The organism is Deferrisoma palaeochoriense (assembly GCF_054656955.1).
The window spans coordinates 118916-132451 of sequence record NZ_BAAHXI010000001.1 but is presented as its reverse complement, the minus strand read 5'-3'; the positions used below and the strand labels follow the sequence as shown (position 1 = coordinate 132451).

At 73.8% G+C, this 13536-nt stretch carries 15 protein-coding genes; 3 read left to right on the top strand and 12 right to left on the bottom strand.

All coding sequences use genetic code 11. The features are described 5' to 3' along the window. Positions 1-255 precede the first annotated feature (255 nt). Complete coding sequence (gene dtd / locus ACYQ8L_RS00645) at positions 256-705, bottom strand: D-aminoacyl-tRNA deacylase (protein WP_459939816.1); 450 nt, start codon at positions 703-705, stop codon at positions 256-258. Next, entirely contained in the window at positions 702-2030 is a 1329-nt protein-coding gene (locus tag ACYQ8L_RS00640; protein WP_459939815.1) for a M23 family metallopeptidase, read from the bottom strand. The genes dtd and ACYQ8L_RS00640 overlap by 4 nt, the downstream gene beginning before the upstream one ends. A gap of 250 nt (positions 2031-2280) precedes the next feature. Between ACYQ8L_RS00640 and ACYQ8L_RS00635 the strand changes: the two genes are divergently transcribed. From ACYQ8L_RS00635 to bamE, 3 genes are all read left to right on the top strand, one after another. Continuing rightward, positions 2281-2769, top strand: a complete 489-nt coding sequence (locus ACYQ8L_RS00635; protein WP_459939814.1) for a DUF4442 domain-containing protein — start codon at positions 2281-2283, stop codon at positions 2767-2769. After that, complete coding sequence (locus ACYQ8L_RS00630; protein WP_459939813.1) at positions 2759-3127, top strand: hypothetical protein; 369 nt, start codon at positions 2759-2761, stop codon at positions 3125-3127. Before ACYQ8L_RS00635 ends, ACYQ8L_RS00630 begins: the two co-directional genes overlap by 11 nt. Before the next feature lie 127 nt (positions 3128-3254). Then, a complete protein-coding gene (gene bamE, locus ACYQ8L_RS00625; protein ID WP_459939812.1) occupies positions 3255-3620 on the top strand; it encodes an outer membrane protein assembly factor BamE domain-containing protein in 366 nt (121 codons plus the stop codon). Positions 3621-3927: 307 nt separating this feature from the next. Here the strand turns inward: bamE and ACYQ8L_RS00620 are convergent, their stop codons facing one another. The 10 genes from ACYQ8L_RS00620 to ACYQ8L_RS00575 all read right to left on the bottom strand — a co-directional run bounded on the left by ACYQ8L_RS00620 (position 3928) and on the right by ACYQ8L_RS00575 (position 13468). Further along, entirely contained in the window at positions 3928-4074 is a 147-nt protein-coding gene (locus ACYQ8L_RS00620) for a hypothetical protein (protein ID WP_459939811.1), read from the bottom strand. A 90-nt stretch (positions 4075-4164) separates the two neighbouring features. Then, positions 4165-4854 (bottom strand): spermidine synthase, encoded by a 690-nt coding sequence (locus ACYQ8L_RS00615; protein WP_459939810.1) that lies wholly within the window; start codon positions 4852-4854, stop codon positions 4165-4167. 4 nt (positions 4855-4858) lie between these two features. Continuing rightward, entirely contained in the window at positions 4859-6079 is a 1221-nt protein-coding gene (locus ACYQ8L_RS00610; protein ID WP_459939809.1) for a DEAD/DEAH box helicase, read from the bottom strand. A 167-nt stretch (positions 6080-6246) separates the two neighbouring features. Further along, positions 6247-7827 (bottom strand): FAD-dependent oxidoreductase, encoded by a 1581-nt coding sequence (locus tag ACYQ8L_RS00605; protein ID WP_459939808.1) that lies wholly within the window; start codon positions 7825-7827, stop codon positions 6247-6249. Continuing rightward, entirely contained in the window at positions 7824-8411 is a 588-nt protein-coding gene (locus tag ACYQ8L_RS00600; protein ID WP_459939807.1) for a 2-oxoacid:acceptor oxidoreductase family protein, read from the bottom strand. The genes ACYQ8L_RS00605 and ACYQ8L_RS00600 overlap by 4 nt, the downstream gene beginning before the upstream one ends. Next, a complete protein-coding gene (locus ACYQ8L_RS00595; protein WP_459939806.1) occupies positions 8408-9166 on the bottom strand; it encodes a thiamine pyrophosphate-dependent enzyme in 759 nt (252 codons plus the stop codon). Before ACYQ8L_RS00595 ends, ACYQ8L_RS00600 begins: the two co-directional genes overlap by 4 nt. Beyond that, on the bottom strand, positions 9163-10314 hold the full coding sequence (locus tag ACYQ8L_RS00590; RefSeq protein ID WP_459939805.1) for a 2-oxoacid:acceptor oxidoreductase subunit alpha: 1152 nt from the start codon (positions 10312-10314) through the stop codon (positions 9163-9165). The genes ACYQ8L_RS00595 and ACYQ8L_RS00590 overlap by 4 nt, the downstream gene beginning before the upstream one ends. 97 nt (positions 10315-10411) lie before the next feature. After that, on the bottom strand, positions 10412-11188 hold the full coding sequence (locus ACYQ8L_RS00585; protein WP_459939804.1) for an amino acid ABC transporter ATP-binding protein: 777 nt from the start codon (positions 11186-11188) through the stop codon (positions 10412-10414). 10 nt (positions 11189-11198) lie between these two features. Next, positions 11199-12290 (bottom strand): amino acid ABC transporter permease, encoded by a 1092-nt coding sequence (locus ACYQ8L_RS00580; RefSeq protein ID WP_459939803.1) that lies wholly within the window; start codon positions 12288-12290, stop codon positions 11199-11201. Further along, positions 12287-13468, bottom strand: a complete 1182-nt coding sequence (locus tag ACYQ8L_RS00575; RefSeq protein ID WP_459939802.1) for an amino acid ABC transporter permease — start codon at positions 13466-13468, stop codon at positions 12287-12289. The genes ACYQ8L_RS00580 and ACYQ8L_RS00575 overlap by 4 nt, the downstream gene beginning before the upstream one ends. Positions 13469-13536 lie beyond the last annotated feature (68 nt).

Below are 13536 nucleotides of genomic sequence, written 5' to 3'. Positions count from 1 at the left end.
GTTTGGACGTTGGGACGTTGGGACGCTGGGACGCTCGGACGCTAGGACGCTGGGACGCTGGGACGCTGGAAGGCCAAGCCCCCCCGGCGTGTATCGCGCATCAGCTCTTTCCTGCGAACACGATGGCACCTCCGATGTGCCGCGCGGGGGGAGGGCACCCCAGTTCCGTCCCCCGCCATGAGGCCCCACAGGGGCCGAGGGTTCGTCCACCCAAAACCCGACCGGCGACCGACGACCGGCGACCGGCGACCGTTTTTAGAACCTACGCTTGGAGTCCAGGAGCAGGGTCACCGGGCCGTCGTTCACGAGCTCCACCTCCATCTCGGCCCGGAACCGGCCCGTTTCCACCGGCACCCCGAGCTCCCGCAGCCGCGCGGCCACGGCCTCGTACAGGGCCTCGGCCTTGCCCGGCTCGGCCGCCCCGGTGAACGAGGGCCGCCGGCCCTTCCGGCAGTCGGCCAAGAGGGTGAACTGGCTCACCAAAAGGACCCCGCCGCCCACGGCCGAGAGGTCCAGGTTCATGCGGCCCTGGGCGTCCTCGAACACCCGTAGGCCCGCCACCTTCTCGGCCACGTAGGCCACGTCGGCCTCCGTGTCGTCGGGCTCGACCCCCACGAGCACCAGGAAGCCCCGGCCGATCCGGCCCACCACCTCGCCCCCCACCCGCACCTCGGCCCGGCTCACCCGCTGGACCACGGCCCTCACGGACGGTTCTCCTTGGCCACCTCGAGGGCCGGGGCCAGGGCCTCCAGCCGCTCGACCCACTCGGCCGCCCAGGCCCGGTAGGCCTCCCGCTCGGCCCTGGGCACCGGGTCGCCGGCCGGGTACTTTTCGGTCAGGGGGTTCACCCAGCGGCCGTTCTTCTTCACCCGGAAGTCCAGGTGGGGCCCGGTGGCGAGCCCGGTGGCGCCCACGTACCCGATCACCTGGCCCTGCCGCACCCGCACCCCCTTGCGGATGCCCGGCGCGAACCGGGACAGGTGGTTGTAATAGGTCTCGTATCCCCGGCTGTGGCGCACGATCACGGTCTTGCCCGCCTGGCCCTTCCACCCCGCGTACCGGACCGTGCCGTCGGCCACGCTCCACACCGGGGTGCCCCGGGGCGCGGCGTAGTCCACGCCCCGGTGGGGCCGGACCACCTTCAGCACCGGGTGGCGACGGGCCAGGCTGAACCGGCTCGAGATCCGGGTGAACCGAAGCGGCGAGCGCAGGAAGCTCTTCCGGACGCTTCGCCCCTCGGGGTCGAAATACCCCTCGGTCTTGTCCGACCGGTAGTACACGGCCGTGTGGGTTCCGGCCTGCCCCCGGTACTGGGCGGCCAGGATCCGGCCGTTCCCCACGAACTCGTCCCCCACCCAGAGCTGCTCGTAGATGGCCCGGAACTCGTCGCCCTCCCGGGTCTCCCGGGTGAAGTCCACGTCCCAGGAGAAGAGCTCCACGAAGGCCATCACGAGGTCGGCGTCGGCGCCCGCGGCCAGAAACGACCCGTACAGGCTCCCCTCCACCCGGCCCACCAGGCTCTTCTGGCGGCGCTCCACGGGCACGTCCACCTTCCAGGCCCGCCAGCCGCCCTCGGGCCGAGCCTCGGCCCGGTACACCTCCAGCGGGCTTCGGCGGTACTCGAACCGCAGGAGCCGCCCCTCCGGGCCCACCCAGACCTCGTAGGCGTCGCCCGGCCGCATGCGTTTGGGGTCGAGGACGGGTTTGAGCGCCTTGGCGAAGGCGAGCACCTCGGCCGCGGGCACGCCCGCGGCACCGAGCACGGCGGCCAGGTTTTCCCCCCGGCCCACCTCTCCCGCCTCGCGCCGCACGTTGGCCGCCTCCAGGAGCCCCTGTTCGGCCCGGTCGCCCAGCACCTGGACCACGGGCGGCAGCTCGGGCGCCACCACGGGCGCGAACACCGGCGCCGCGATCTCCGCCGGCAACCGCGGCGGGATCGAGGACCACAGCCGCTCGGGCCGGGCCAGGAGGAGAAAGCAGGCCGCGAGCAGGAGGGCCTGGAAGATCGCTCGGTCGGACGGTCGTCGCATGGGCTCGTCAAAACGGGAACGCGGCCGGACCCACCCGAGGGGCGCGGCGCCGCAAAGCGTCCCGGCATGGTAGCCGAAGCCCCCCACCCCTTCAAGCGCCCCGGCCCTTGTGCAACGCCCCTTCGATGCGGCACCCTTGGGGGCCGGGCGGGAGGCCCCGGGCCCGCAGAACGGACCGGGAAGACGGGATCAACGGCCCTCCCGCGTTCCCGCTTTCGAGCCTCCGAGCTTTCCAGCCCAAAGGACTCCCATGAACCACCGCCTGTTCCGCCTGCTTTTGAACCTCTACCCCCCGTTCCTCGGGGCCGGGATCCGGGTGCGCCGGGTGAGCCCCGACTACAGGGAGATCGACGTGGAACTGCCCCTTCGGTTCTTCAACCGGAACTACGTGGGCACCCACTTCGGGGGCAGCCTCTACGCCATGACCGACCCCTTCTACATGCTCATGCTGATCCACAACCTGGGGCCGGGCTACGTGGTGTGGGACAAGGCGGCCGAGATCGAGTTCGTGAAACCCGGCCGGGGCACGGTGCGGGCCGAGTTTCGCCTGGACCCGGACGCGCTAGAACGGATCCGGGAGGAAACCCGAGGCGGACGAAAGGCGCTTCCCACCTTCACGGTGGAGGTGCGGGACGGGGGCGGGGACGTGGTGGCCCGGGTCAAGAAGGTCCTGTACGTCCGGGAGAAGGCGGACCGCGCCCGGCCCCCCGCCTCGGCAGGGAGCCCGGGTGCGGCGTAGGGCGGCGCGCGGGCTCGCGGCGGGGTTCGGGGTCCTCCTCTTCGTCGCCGGGTGCCAGGGGTCGGGCCCCGGCCGGGCCACGGTGTCGGGGAAAACGGCGTTCCGGGGGATGGGGGTCGAGGGGGTGCGGGTGGAGGCGTACCGGGCGACGGCCCCGGGTCCCCCGGTGGCGGAGACCCGGAGCGGGTACCACGGGTCGTTCCACCTCCGGCTGCCGCCGGGGCGCTACCGGCTCGTGGCCGAGGGCGAGCTCCCCTCGGGTTCGGGCGCCGTTCTCCTCCGGGGAGAGACCCGGATCCGGGCCGGTCCCGATCGCCTGGACCAGGTGGTGATCCCCCTTGCGGCGGCCCCGCCCTGAGCCGGGCTCCTGGGCCCGACCCGGGTCGCCCCCCCGGGGGAGGATTTGACAACGGGGGAACCTGTGCGAGGGTGGGGGTGGAAGAGCCCGCTTCTCGTGCCACGGCCCCCGCCGGAAGGAGCACCCGATGTTCCGCGCTGCCGCCCTCCTCGCCGCCGCCCTCCTCACCCTCGGTGCCTGCGCCACCACCTCGGGCCGCCGGGTGGCCCAGGAAGACCTGGACCGGATCCAGAAGGGCAAAACGACCCGGGCCCAGGTGATCGAGATCCTGGGCGAACCCCAGACCGTGAAGCAGACGGCCGAGGGGACGATTCTCGTGTACGGGTACTCGGAGGCCCGCGCCGACGCGACGAGCTACGTCCCGTACCTGGGAAGCCTGTTCGGAAAGACCAAGACCGAGAATCAGGTGGTCTACATCTTCCTGGACAAGGCCGACGTGGTCCGGGAGATCCAGGTGGAGCAGGGCCGATCGGAGAGCGGGCAGAAACTCTGACGGTGCCCGGGGATGACTCACACGAACGGAACTATTGCCAGCTTCCCCTCGTTGCTACGGAAATCAGCGGGTGGGGGGCGTGTGGAGAGCCGGGTGCGGCCCTGCACGTCGCCGCGCCCCACCGCGCTTGGTCTGCTTCGGAAGTTCCGGACTTTCCGCTACCGGCGCCCCGAACTGCCCACCCGGCCGGAAGCTGGCCCCATGCCCTCGCGATCTCCTTGCGCGCCTCTATTGACGCCGGGTTAGTGGCAAGTGAGGCGGCGAGCAGTCGGGGCGCTCCCCAGGGCCCACCCTCGCGGCCCGGGTTTCATGGCGTGCCCCGGCCCGGGGCCGTTCCGGCCCCGGGTCCCACCCTCTCCCAGGCCAGCACGGCCGCGGCCTGGTCCTCCAGGGCTGAAACCAGTTCTGCGTACGGGAGAACTTCGGACAAGGTGGGGGCGTCGATCCAGCGCATGGGATCCCCTCCTCGCGCCAGGGAGAGGGTTCCGGCCCAGCGCGCCTCCTCCCCCGCGGCCGCGGGGGGTGGGGGCAGACCGGCGCGGGATCAGGCCCCGGGCGGGCTTCCGCGGCCCGGCGCCGTGCCCAGGTACACCACGTGGCGCCGCGCCCCGGTGACCGGCCGGTGGACCCGCACGGAGAACCCGGCACGCCGCAAGGTCTTTTCGAACCCCGGGTCGTGGTCCTCGCCCCACACGGCAAACCGGCCTCCCGGCCGCAGGGCCCGGCGGACCGCGGCCACGGCCCGGGTGCCGTAGAGGGGGTCGTCGCGGCGCCGGGCGCTGAGGTGGGGCCCCTGGTAGAGGTCGTACACCACGGCGTCGACCCCCCCGGCCGGCGCCCTCGCCACCACCCGGGCCACGTCGGCCACCTCGACCCGGACCCTGTGGTCCTCCACCGCCCGGCCGGTCAGGCCGGCCAGGGGACCCCGGCACCACCCCACCACCGCCGGGTTGATCTCGGCCACCACCACCCGGGCCGAGGCCGGAAGCAGATCCAGGACGCTCCGCAACGTATAGCCCATCCCCAGCCCCCCCACCAGGACCCGGGGGGCCGGCCGGGCCGCGAGGCCCTCGCAGGCCAGCTCCCCCAGAACCACCTCGGACCGGTGGGTCGCGCTCGACATGAGCACCCGGCCGGCCACCGTGATGAGGTAGTCCCGGCCCCCCCGGCACCGGAGCTCCAGGGGGCCCTCGGGGGTGGCCACCCGGTCCAGGGTCTCCCAGGGCAGGGCCACCAGATCACCCCGCCGGGGCCGGCGCCGCGGCCCGTCCCCCCCGCCACCGCCGCGCCCGGTCCGGCCGGGGGCGCGGGCGGCCCCCCTCGGGCCGGGGCGCCGGGGCGCCGTAGTCGAACCCGGCCAGGGTGCGGCGCTCCAGGGCCGCCCCCAGGGCCCGCTCGATCGCCCGCACCATGCCGGCGTCGTCCGGGGTGGTCAGGGTGAAGGCGTCCCCGGTGCGGCTCGCCCGGCCGGTGCGGCCGATGCGGTGGGTGTAGGCGTCCAGCGTGTCGGGCATGTCGTAGTTGATCACGTGGGACACCCCGGCCACGTCGATACCCCGGGCCGCGATGTCGGTGGCCACGAGGATCCGGTATTTGCCGGACCGAAACCCCTCCATGGCGGCCCGCCGCCGGGCCTGGGAGAGGTTCCCCTGGAGCGAGGCGGCCCGGTGGCCGGCCCGGGCGAGCTGCTCCGCGAGCCGCTTGGCCCGGTGCTTCGTGCGGGTGAACACCAGGACCGACCCGGCCGGGGTCCGGCGCAGGAGCTCCAGGAGGAGCGGGGTCTTCCGGTGGCCCGGCACGGGGTAGAGGGCGTGGGTCACGGTGGCCGCGGCCGGGGCCGGGTCCACCCGCACGGTCACGGGGTCCCGGAGCACCTCGCCCACGAGCCGCCCGACCTCCCGGGGCATGGTAGCCGAAAACAGAAGGGTCTGGCGCCCGGCCGGGAGCCGGCCGAGGATCCTCCGGACGTCGGGCAGAAACCCCATGTCGAACAGGCGGTCGGCCTCGTCGAGCACGGCCACCTCCACGCCGGAGAGGTCGCAGGTGCCCCGGCCCAGGTGGTCTAACAGCCGGCCCGGGCAGGCCACCACGATCTCGGCCCCGCCCCGGAGCCGGGCCACCTGGGGGGCCATGCCCACGCCCCCGTACACCGTGGCGCACCGAAGCCCGGTGCCCCGGCCCAGGGACCGAAACGCGTCGTGGATCTGCTCGGCGAGCTCCCGGGTGGGCGCGATCACCAGGGCCCGCACCCGGCCCCGGGGTCCCCGGCTCAGGCGCTCGAGGATCGGCAGGGCGAAGGCCGCGGTCTTTCCGGTGCCGGTCTGGGCAAGGCCCAGCACGTCCCGGCCCTCGAGGGCCGGCGGGATGGCGCGCCGTTGAATGGGTGTGGGGGAGACGAAACCGCAGGCGGCCACGCCCTTCGCCACGGGCGAAGAGAGGCCAAACGATGAAAAGCTCAAGCAACCGTCCTTTTCTTGGGGGAAGAAACCGCCACGCGGCGGAAAGGGGCTTCAGGCGGGGGCGCAGAAGCGAGGTGGGGCCACCCTACAGGGAATCGCCGGGAAAAGCAAACCGGGGGCTTCCTGCGAGGGGCTCCCGCCGGGCCGCCGCGACCGAACGCTCTCCCCTACCCCTCGGCCACCATCCGGATGGCGGCCCGGGGGCAGAAGGCGGCGCAGATGCCGCAGCCCTTGCACCAGGCCAGGTCGATCGCGATCCGGCCCTCGGGGTCGCGGGTGATGGCGAGGTCGGGGCAGAGCTGCCGGCACACCTCGCACCGGTCGCACCCGGCCGTGCGAAGGCAGGCCCGGGCCAGCGTGGCCGCCCGGTCGGACACGGCCCCCGTGGGGAGGGGCACCGAGTCCGGGGGGGGCCAGGCCGGACGGCCCAGGAGGGCCAGGGCGGACGCGGCCGCCCGCCGGCCCGAGGCCAGGGCCTCGGTGAGGTAGCCCGGCCCGGTTGCGCCGTCCCCGGCCGCAAACACCCCGGGGAGGCCCGGGACCTCGCCCCCGGGGCCCGTGCGGACCCGGCCCCGGCCGTCCAGGAGGCCGGCGGGCAGGAACGGGTGCTCGGGCGCCTGCCCCACGGCGGCCAGCACCCAGTCGGCCCCGAGCTCCTCGACGCGGGCCCCCGGGGCCACGGGCTCCCCCCGGGGGGCGGGGCGCGTCTCCCGGAGCCGCAGGAAGACCCGGTCCCCCCGGGTCTCCACGGCCTCGGGCGCCCGCAGGAACCGGAACCCCACCCCCTCGGCCCGGGCCCGGGCGACCTCGTCGGGATCCGCCGGCATCTGGGCCTCCTCCCGGCGGTAGGCCACGAGGACCTCGTCGGCCCCGGCCCGCACGGCCGCCCGGGCCGCGTCGAGGGCCACGTTGCCGCCCCCCACCACCACGACCCGGCCCGAAAGGGCCGGCGGATCCCCCCGGCAGAAGGCCCGCAGGAACGACAGGGCGTCGAGGCACCGGCCTCCGCCCCACCCGGGCACCCCGAGCCCCAGGCCCCGGCCGGCCCCGAGGGCCAGCACGACCGCCCCGTGCCCGGCCCGGAGGCGCTCCAGGTCCTCGGGGTCGCGAACCGGGGTCCCGAGCCGCACCTCGGCGCAGAGCCCGAGGATCGGCGTCAGGTCCGCGGCCACGGCCTCCCGGGGCAGCCGAAACGGCGGGATCGCCTGGACGAGCATGCCCCCGGGTTCGGCCGCGGCGTCCACCAGGGTCACCCGGCACCCGGCCAGGGCCAGGTCCCGGGCCGCCGCGAGCCCGGCCGGCCCCGCCCCCACCACGGCCACCCGGGGCCCGCCGGCCGGGGGGCCCGACGCCCCCCAGGGCGCGTCGCCCCCGGCCAGGGCCGCCACCTCGGCCTTGAGCCGCCGGGCCTCCACGGCGGGGGCGGCCGCGCAGGCCGCCTCGCAGGGCCGGTGGCACAACACCCCGCTCACGGCCGGCAAGGGGTTCGGGCCGAACACCAGGGCCGCGGCCGCGGCCAGATCGCCCCGGGCCAGGGCCTCGGCGTAGGCCCCGGGGTCCTGGCCGAGGGGGCAGGCGGCCCGGCAGGGCGGGGCCTCGGCCAAGCCGGCCCGGGCCCACCCGGGGGCGCAGGCCCAGTCCCGGTCCTCGCCCAGGGTTTCCAGCACCGAGGCCGGACACGCCCCCCGGCACACCCCGCAGGTCCCGCACCGGGCCGGGTCGATCTCGGGCCGAAACGCCCGGGTCACGGCCCGCCCCCCAGGCCCCGGGCCCGGCGCCAGCCGGCGAGCCGGTCCGCCAGGCCCCGGCCCAGGCGCAGGCCCTCCTCCAGGGCCCTTCGGTTGAGGTCCCGCAGCCGCGCCGGCACGCTCTCGGCCACCGCACGGGCCACCGCGTCGGCGGTCACGAGGGCCGTGGCCCCCACCACCGCGCCCAGGAGCACCACGTTGGCCACCTGGGGGCTTCCCAGCCGGTCCCGGGCCGTCTCGACCGCCGGGACGCCCAGGTGGGGCCGGCCGTCGCCGGCCGCGGGCGCCACGGCCCGGTCGGCCACGACCGCGCCGTCGGGCCGGAGCCACGGCCGGTACCGGCCGTAGGCCTCCGGGGCCAGGGCCACCAGGAGATCGGGCTCGGTCACGTGGGGGAAGTCGGCAGGTTCCGGGGCCAGCACCACTCCGGCCCGGCAGGCCGAGCCCCGGGCCTGGGCCCCGTAGGACCCCGCCCCGGCGGCCCACAGCCCCTCGGCCACGGCCGCAAGCCCCAGCAGGTGGCCCATGAGGAGCACCCCCTGGCCCCCGAACCCGCAGAAAAGGACCTCCACCCGGCCGGTCACGGCACGAACTCCCCGACCACGATCCGGCCGGCCAGCGCCTCGGGCCCCAGGGCCTCGGCCTCCTCCCGGGGCACGATCCGGTCCCGCAGCCGCCGGAGGGCCTCGGCCGGGTCGGCCTCGTCGTTTCGCCGGCCGTACTGGGTGGGGCAGGGGCTCACGGCCTCCACGAAGGCGAACCCCGGCGTCCCGATGCCCCGGGCGATGGCCCGGGCCAGGCGGTCGGGCTGGACCACGGCGTACCGGGCCACGTAGGAGGCCCCGGCCGCGGCCACGAGCCGGCAGAGGTCGAAGGGCCGGTGGGGGTTGCCGGCCGGGGTCGTGGCCGTGCGGGCGCCGGCGGGGGTGGTGGCGGCCACCTGGCCCCCGGTCATGCCGTAGATCGCGTTGTTGGCGCACACCACGGTCACGTCGAGGTCCCGGCGGGCCGCGTGGATCAGATGGTTCCCGCCGATGGAGGCGAGGTCGCCGTCGCCGCTCACCACCAGGGTCACGAGTTCCGGGTTGTATAGCTTGGCGCCCGTGGCGAAGGCGAGCGCCCGGCCGTGGAGGGTGTGGAGGGTGTCGGCCCGGAGGTGGGGCGAGGGGATCCAGGCCGCGCAGCCGATGCCCGAGACCACGAGGAGCCGGTCTTCGGGCACCCCGGCGAGATCGAGGGCCCGGGCCACGGCCCCCAGGAGGATGCCGTGGCCGCACCCCGGGCAAAACGGGGTCGCCCCGAGCCCGTCCCGCAGCCGGTGGCCGAGGTCCCGGCTCACGGTGCCGCCTTCCGCACCCAGGCCGCCAGACGGCGCGGATCGATCACCTCGCCGTTCACCTGGTGGAGCCCGGCCACCGGGCAGCGGGCGACCTTCCTCACCTCCCCCTCCACCTGGCCCAGGTTCATCTCGGGCACCCCGATCCACCCCACCCGGCCGGCGAGCTCCGCCACCGCCTCCTCGGGGAAGGGCCACAGGGTCTGGAGCCGCAAGAGCCCCACCGGCACCCCCTCGGCCCGGAGCCGGCCCACGGCGGCCAGGGCCGACCGGGCCGTGAACCCGTAGGCCACGAGCGCGATCTCGGCGTCTTCGAGGTGGTACCCCTCGGTCCGGCAGATCTCGGCCCGGCGGTTCCAGACCTTGCGGTGGAGCCGGGTCACGAGCCGCTCGTGGACCTCGGGGTCCTCGGTGCGGCGCCAGCCCCAGGGGTCGTGGGTGGACCCGGTCACGAGGAGCCGGGCCCCGTCGCCGAAGCAGGGCATGGGCCCCACCCCGTCGGGCTCGTCGGCCCCGAAGGGCGGCCGGGTGGGGTCCCGGTCCCGCAGGGCCACCCGGACCTCGGCCGGCAGGTCGGCCCGCTCCCTCAGGTGGCCCACGGCCTCGTCGGCCAGGAGCACCACCGGCACCCGGAACCGCTCGGCCAGCTCGAAGGCCCGCACCGTGAGGTCGAACATCTCCTGGACCGACCAGGGGGCGAGCGCGATGACCGGGTAGTCGCCGTGGGAGCCCCACCGGGCCTGCTGCACGTCGCCGGCGCCCGGGCGGGTGGCCTGGCCGGTGGAGGGGCCGGCCCGCTGGACGTCGGCGATGACGAGCGGGGTCTCGGTGAAGGCCGCGTACCCCAGGGCCTCCATCATGAGGGAGAACCCCGGACCCGAGGTGGCGGTCATGCCCTTGGCCCCGGCCCACACCGCCCCGATCACGGCCCCGATGGAGGCGATCTCGTCCTCCATCTGCACGAACACCCGGCCGAGCTCGGCGAACCGGGCCGCCAGGCGCTCCATGATCTCGCTCGAGGGGGTGATGGGGTACCCGGCGTAGAAGTCGCACCCGGCCGCCACGGCGCCCTCGGCCGCGGCCTCGTTGCCCGACAGGTACCGGGGGCCGGGCTCGAACGGGGTGGGCACGGTGCGCAGGACGACGGCCACGGGGAACTCCGGGGGGGAGCGGTGAGGGGTGACGGGTGATCCGTGACGGGTGATCGGTGACGGGTTACGCGTGACGAGCGGCGACCGACGACCGATCCTAATACAGAATCTGGCTCAGGAACAGCTTGGTGCGCTCGTGCCGGGGGTTGTCGAAGAACTCGTGGGGGGTGTTCTCCTCCACGATCTGGCCCGCGTCCATGAAGATGACCCGGTCGGCCACGCTCTTCGCGAACCCCATCTCGTGCGTCACCACGAGCATGGTCATGCCCTCCTCGGCGAGCTCGATCATGACGTCGAGCACCTCCTTGACCATCTCGGGGTCCAGGGCCGAGGTGGGCTCGTCGAAGAGCATGATCTTGGGCTTCATGCACAGGCTCCGGGCGATCGCGACCCGCTGCTGCTGCCCCCCCGAGAGCTGGCCCGGGTACTTCTTGGCCTGGTCGGCGATCCGGACCTTCTCGAGGAAGTGCATGGCCATCTCCTCGGCCTCGCGCTTGGGCATCTTGCGCACCCAGATCGGGCCCAGGGTCAGGTTCTCCAGGATCGTGAGGTGGGGAAACAGGTTGAAGTGCTGGAACACCATGCCCACCTCGGCCCGGATCCGTTCGATGTTCTTCACGTCGTTGGTCAGCTCGATGCCGTCCACGATGATCCGGCCCCGCTGGTGCTTCTCGAGCCGGTTGATGCACCGGATCAGGGTGGACTTGCCCGAACCCGAGGGCCCGCAAATGACGATCCGCTCCTTGGGGGCGACCTCCAGGTTGATGTCGTTCAGGACGTGCAGGTCCCCGAACCACTTGTGCACGTGGATCATCTGGATGATCGCCTCTTCGGGCGATTTGACGGGGGCGGACGCCTCGGGGGCGCGGGCCATCGTGGACCTCCTACCGGGTGCGGCCGGGGGTGAGCTCCCGCTCGAGCCGGCGGCTGTAGCTCGACATGGAGAAGCAGCCCAGGAAATACAACAGCGCCAGGAACAGGTAGGCCTCCGAGCTGAACCCCATCCACTGGGGGTTCGACAGCGTGGCCTTGGTGGTGTTCAGGATCTCGTAGAGCCCGATGATCACCACGAGGGAGGTGTCCTTGAACGCCGACACGAGCACCCCCACCGTGGGCGGGATCACGATCTTGAGGGCCTGGGGCAGGATGATGAGCCGCATGGTCTGCACGTAGTTGAGACCCAGGGACTCGGCCGCCTCGTACTGCCCCCGGGGGATCGCCTGGAGCCCGCCCCGCACCACCTCGGCGATGTACGCCGCGGTGAAGAGGATGATCGCGGCAAGGGCCCGGAGGATCTTATTGACGGTCATGCCCTCGGGCAGGAACAGGGGGAACATGACCGACGACATGAAGAGCAGGCTGATGAGCGGCACGCCCCGGATGAGCTCGATGTAGGCCACGCACAGGCTCTTCACGGCCGGCATCCGGGACCGCCGGCCCAGGGCCAGCACCACCCCCAGGGGGTAGGCGGCCACCATGCCGAACACCGAAAGGAGCAGGGTGAGCGGCAGGCCGCTCCATTTCTCGGTCTCGACCACGGGAAGCCCGAACACCCCGCCCCGCATGAGAAACCCCATGACGACCAGGGCCCCGAACCAGACCCACCCGAGCCGCCGGTTCCACCGGGTGCGCTCCTTGGAGTACCACAGGAGCCCCAGGAGCATGGCCATGGCCAGGGCCGGCCGCCACTGCTCGGGGTGGGGGTAGAACCCGAACAGGATGAACCGGAGGTTCTTCGTGACCACCGACCAGCAGGCCCCGCCCCCAGCCCGGCAGGCCTCGGACGTGGAGTACCACAGGGCGTCCCAGAACGCCCACCGGACGAACCCGGGCAGCACCGCGGCCAGGCCCGCCACCGTGATCACGGTGAGGACCGTGTTCCACCAGGTGCTAAACAGGTTCACCTTCATCCAGCCCCAGACCCCGAGCCGGGTCGAGGGCGGGCGTACCGTCTGGGCAGGGGCTTCGGCGCTCACCGTTCCACCAGCGCGATCCGCTTGTTGTACCAGTTCATGAAGGCCGAGGTGGACAGGCTGAACATGAGGTACACCACCATGATCAGCACCACCCCCTCGATGGCCTGGCCGGTCTGGTTGATCGTGGTGTTGGCCACCGACACGAAGTCCGGAAACCCGATGGCCACCGCCAGCGACGAGTTCTTCGTGAGGTTGAGCATCTGGCTCGTCAGCGGGGGCACGATGACCCGCAGGGCCTGGGGCAGGATCACCAGGTTCAGGGTCTGGCCCGGGGTGAGCCCCAGGCTCATGGCCGCCTCGGTCTGCCCGTGGCTCACCGACTGGATGCCGGCCCGCACGATCTCGGCCACGAAGGCCGAGGTGTAGAGCACGAGGCCCAGGAGGAGCGCCGCGAACTCGGGGCTCAGGGCGAGCCCGCCCCGGAAGTTGAACCCCTTGAGCACCGGCACGCTCACGGCCGTCGGCGCCCCCCCGAGCCACCACCCGAGAACCGGGAGTCCCACGAGGACCCCCAGGCCCACCCGGAACGTGGGGAAGATCTTTCCGGTGGCCTCCTGGCGCCGGCGGGCCCACCGGCGGATCGCCCACACGAGCAGGCAGGCCACCAGGAACGCCACGGCCGCCCACCGGTAGGCCGGGTGGCCCTCGGGCACCGGCAGGAGGAGCCCCCGGTTGCACAGGTACACCCCGGGCAGGGGGTGCAGGGCCTGGCGGGGGGAGGGCAGGATCTCGTTGAACAGGGCGTACCAGAAGAAGAGCTGCAGGAGCACCGGCACGTCCTGGAGGGCCTCGATGTACCCCCCGGCCAGCCGGGAGACGAGCCAGTTGGACGACAGCCGGGCGATGCCCACGAAGGTGCCCAGGATCACGGTGAGCACGATCCCGATGAACGAGACCCGCAGGGTGTTGAGCACCCCCACCCACAGGGCCTTCAGATACGTGTCGGCCGCCGAGTAGGGGATGGGGGACTCCCCGATCTCGAACCCGGCCTCCCGGCCCAGGAACCCGAACCCGGTGGCGATGTTCTGCCGGGCCAGGTTCGCCTGGACGTTCTGGAACAGATAGTAGCCCACGGCCAGCACCACGGCGAGGACCGCGGCCTGGAAGGCCAGGGACCGGAACGCCGGATCGTTCCAGAAGCGGGTGGCGCCGGCGGGGGCGTCAGCGGGTCGGGCCATGGGGTCTCGGTTGCGTCGGGGATCGAGGGGCAAGGAACGGGGCCGGGCGGATCGGCGATCCGCCCGGC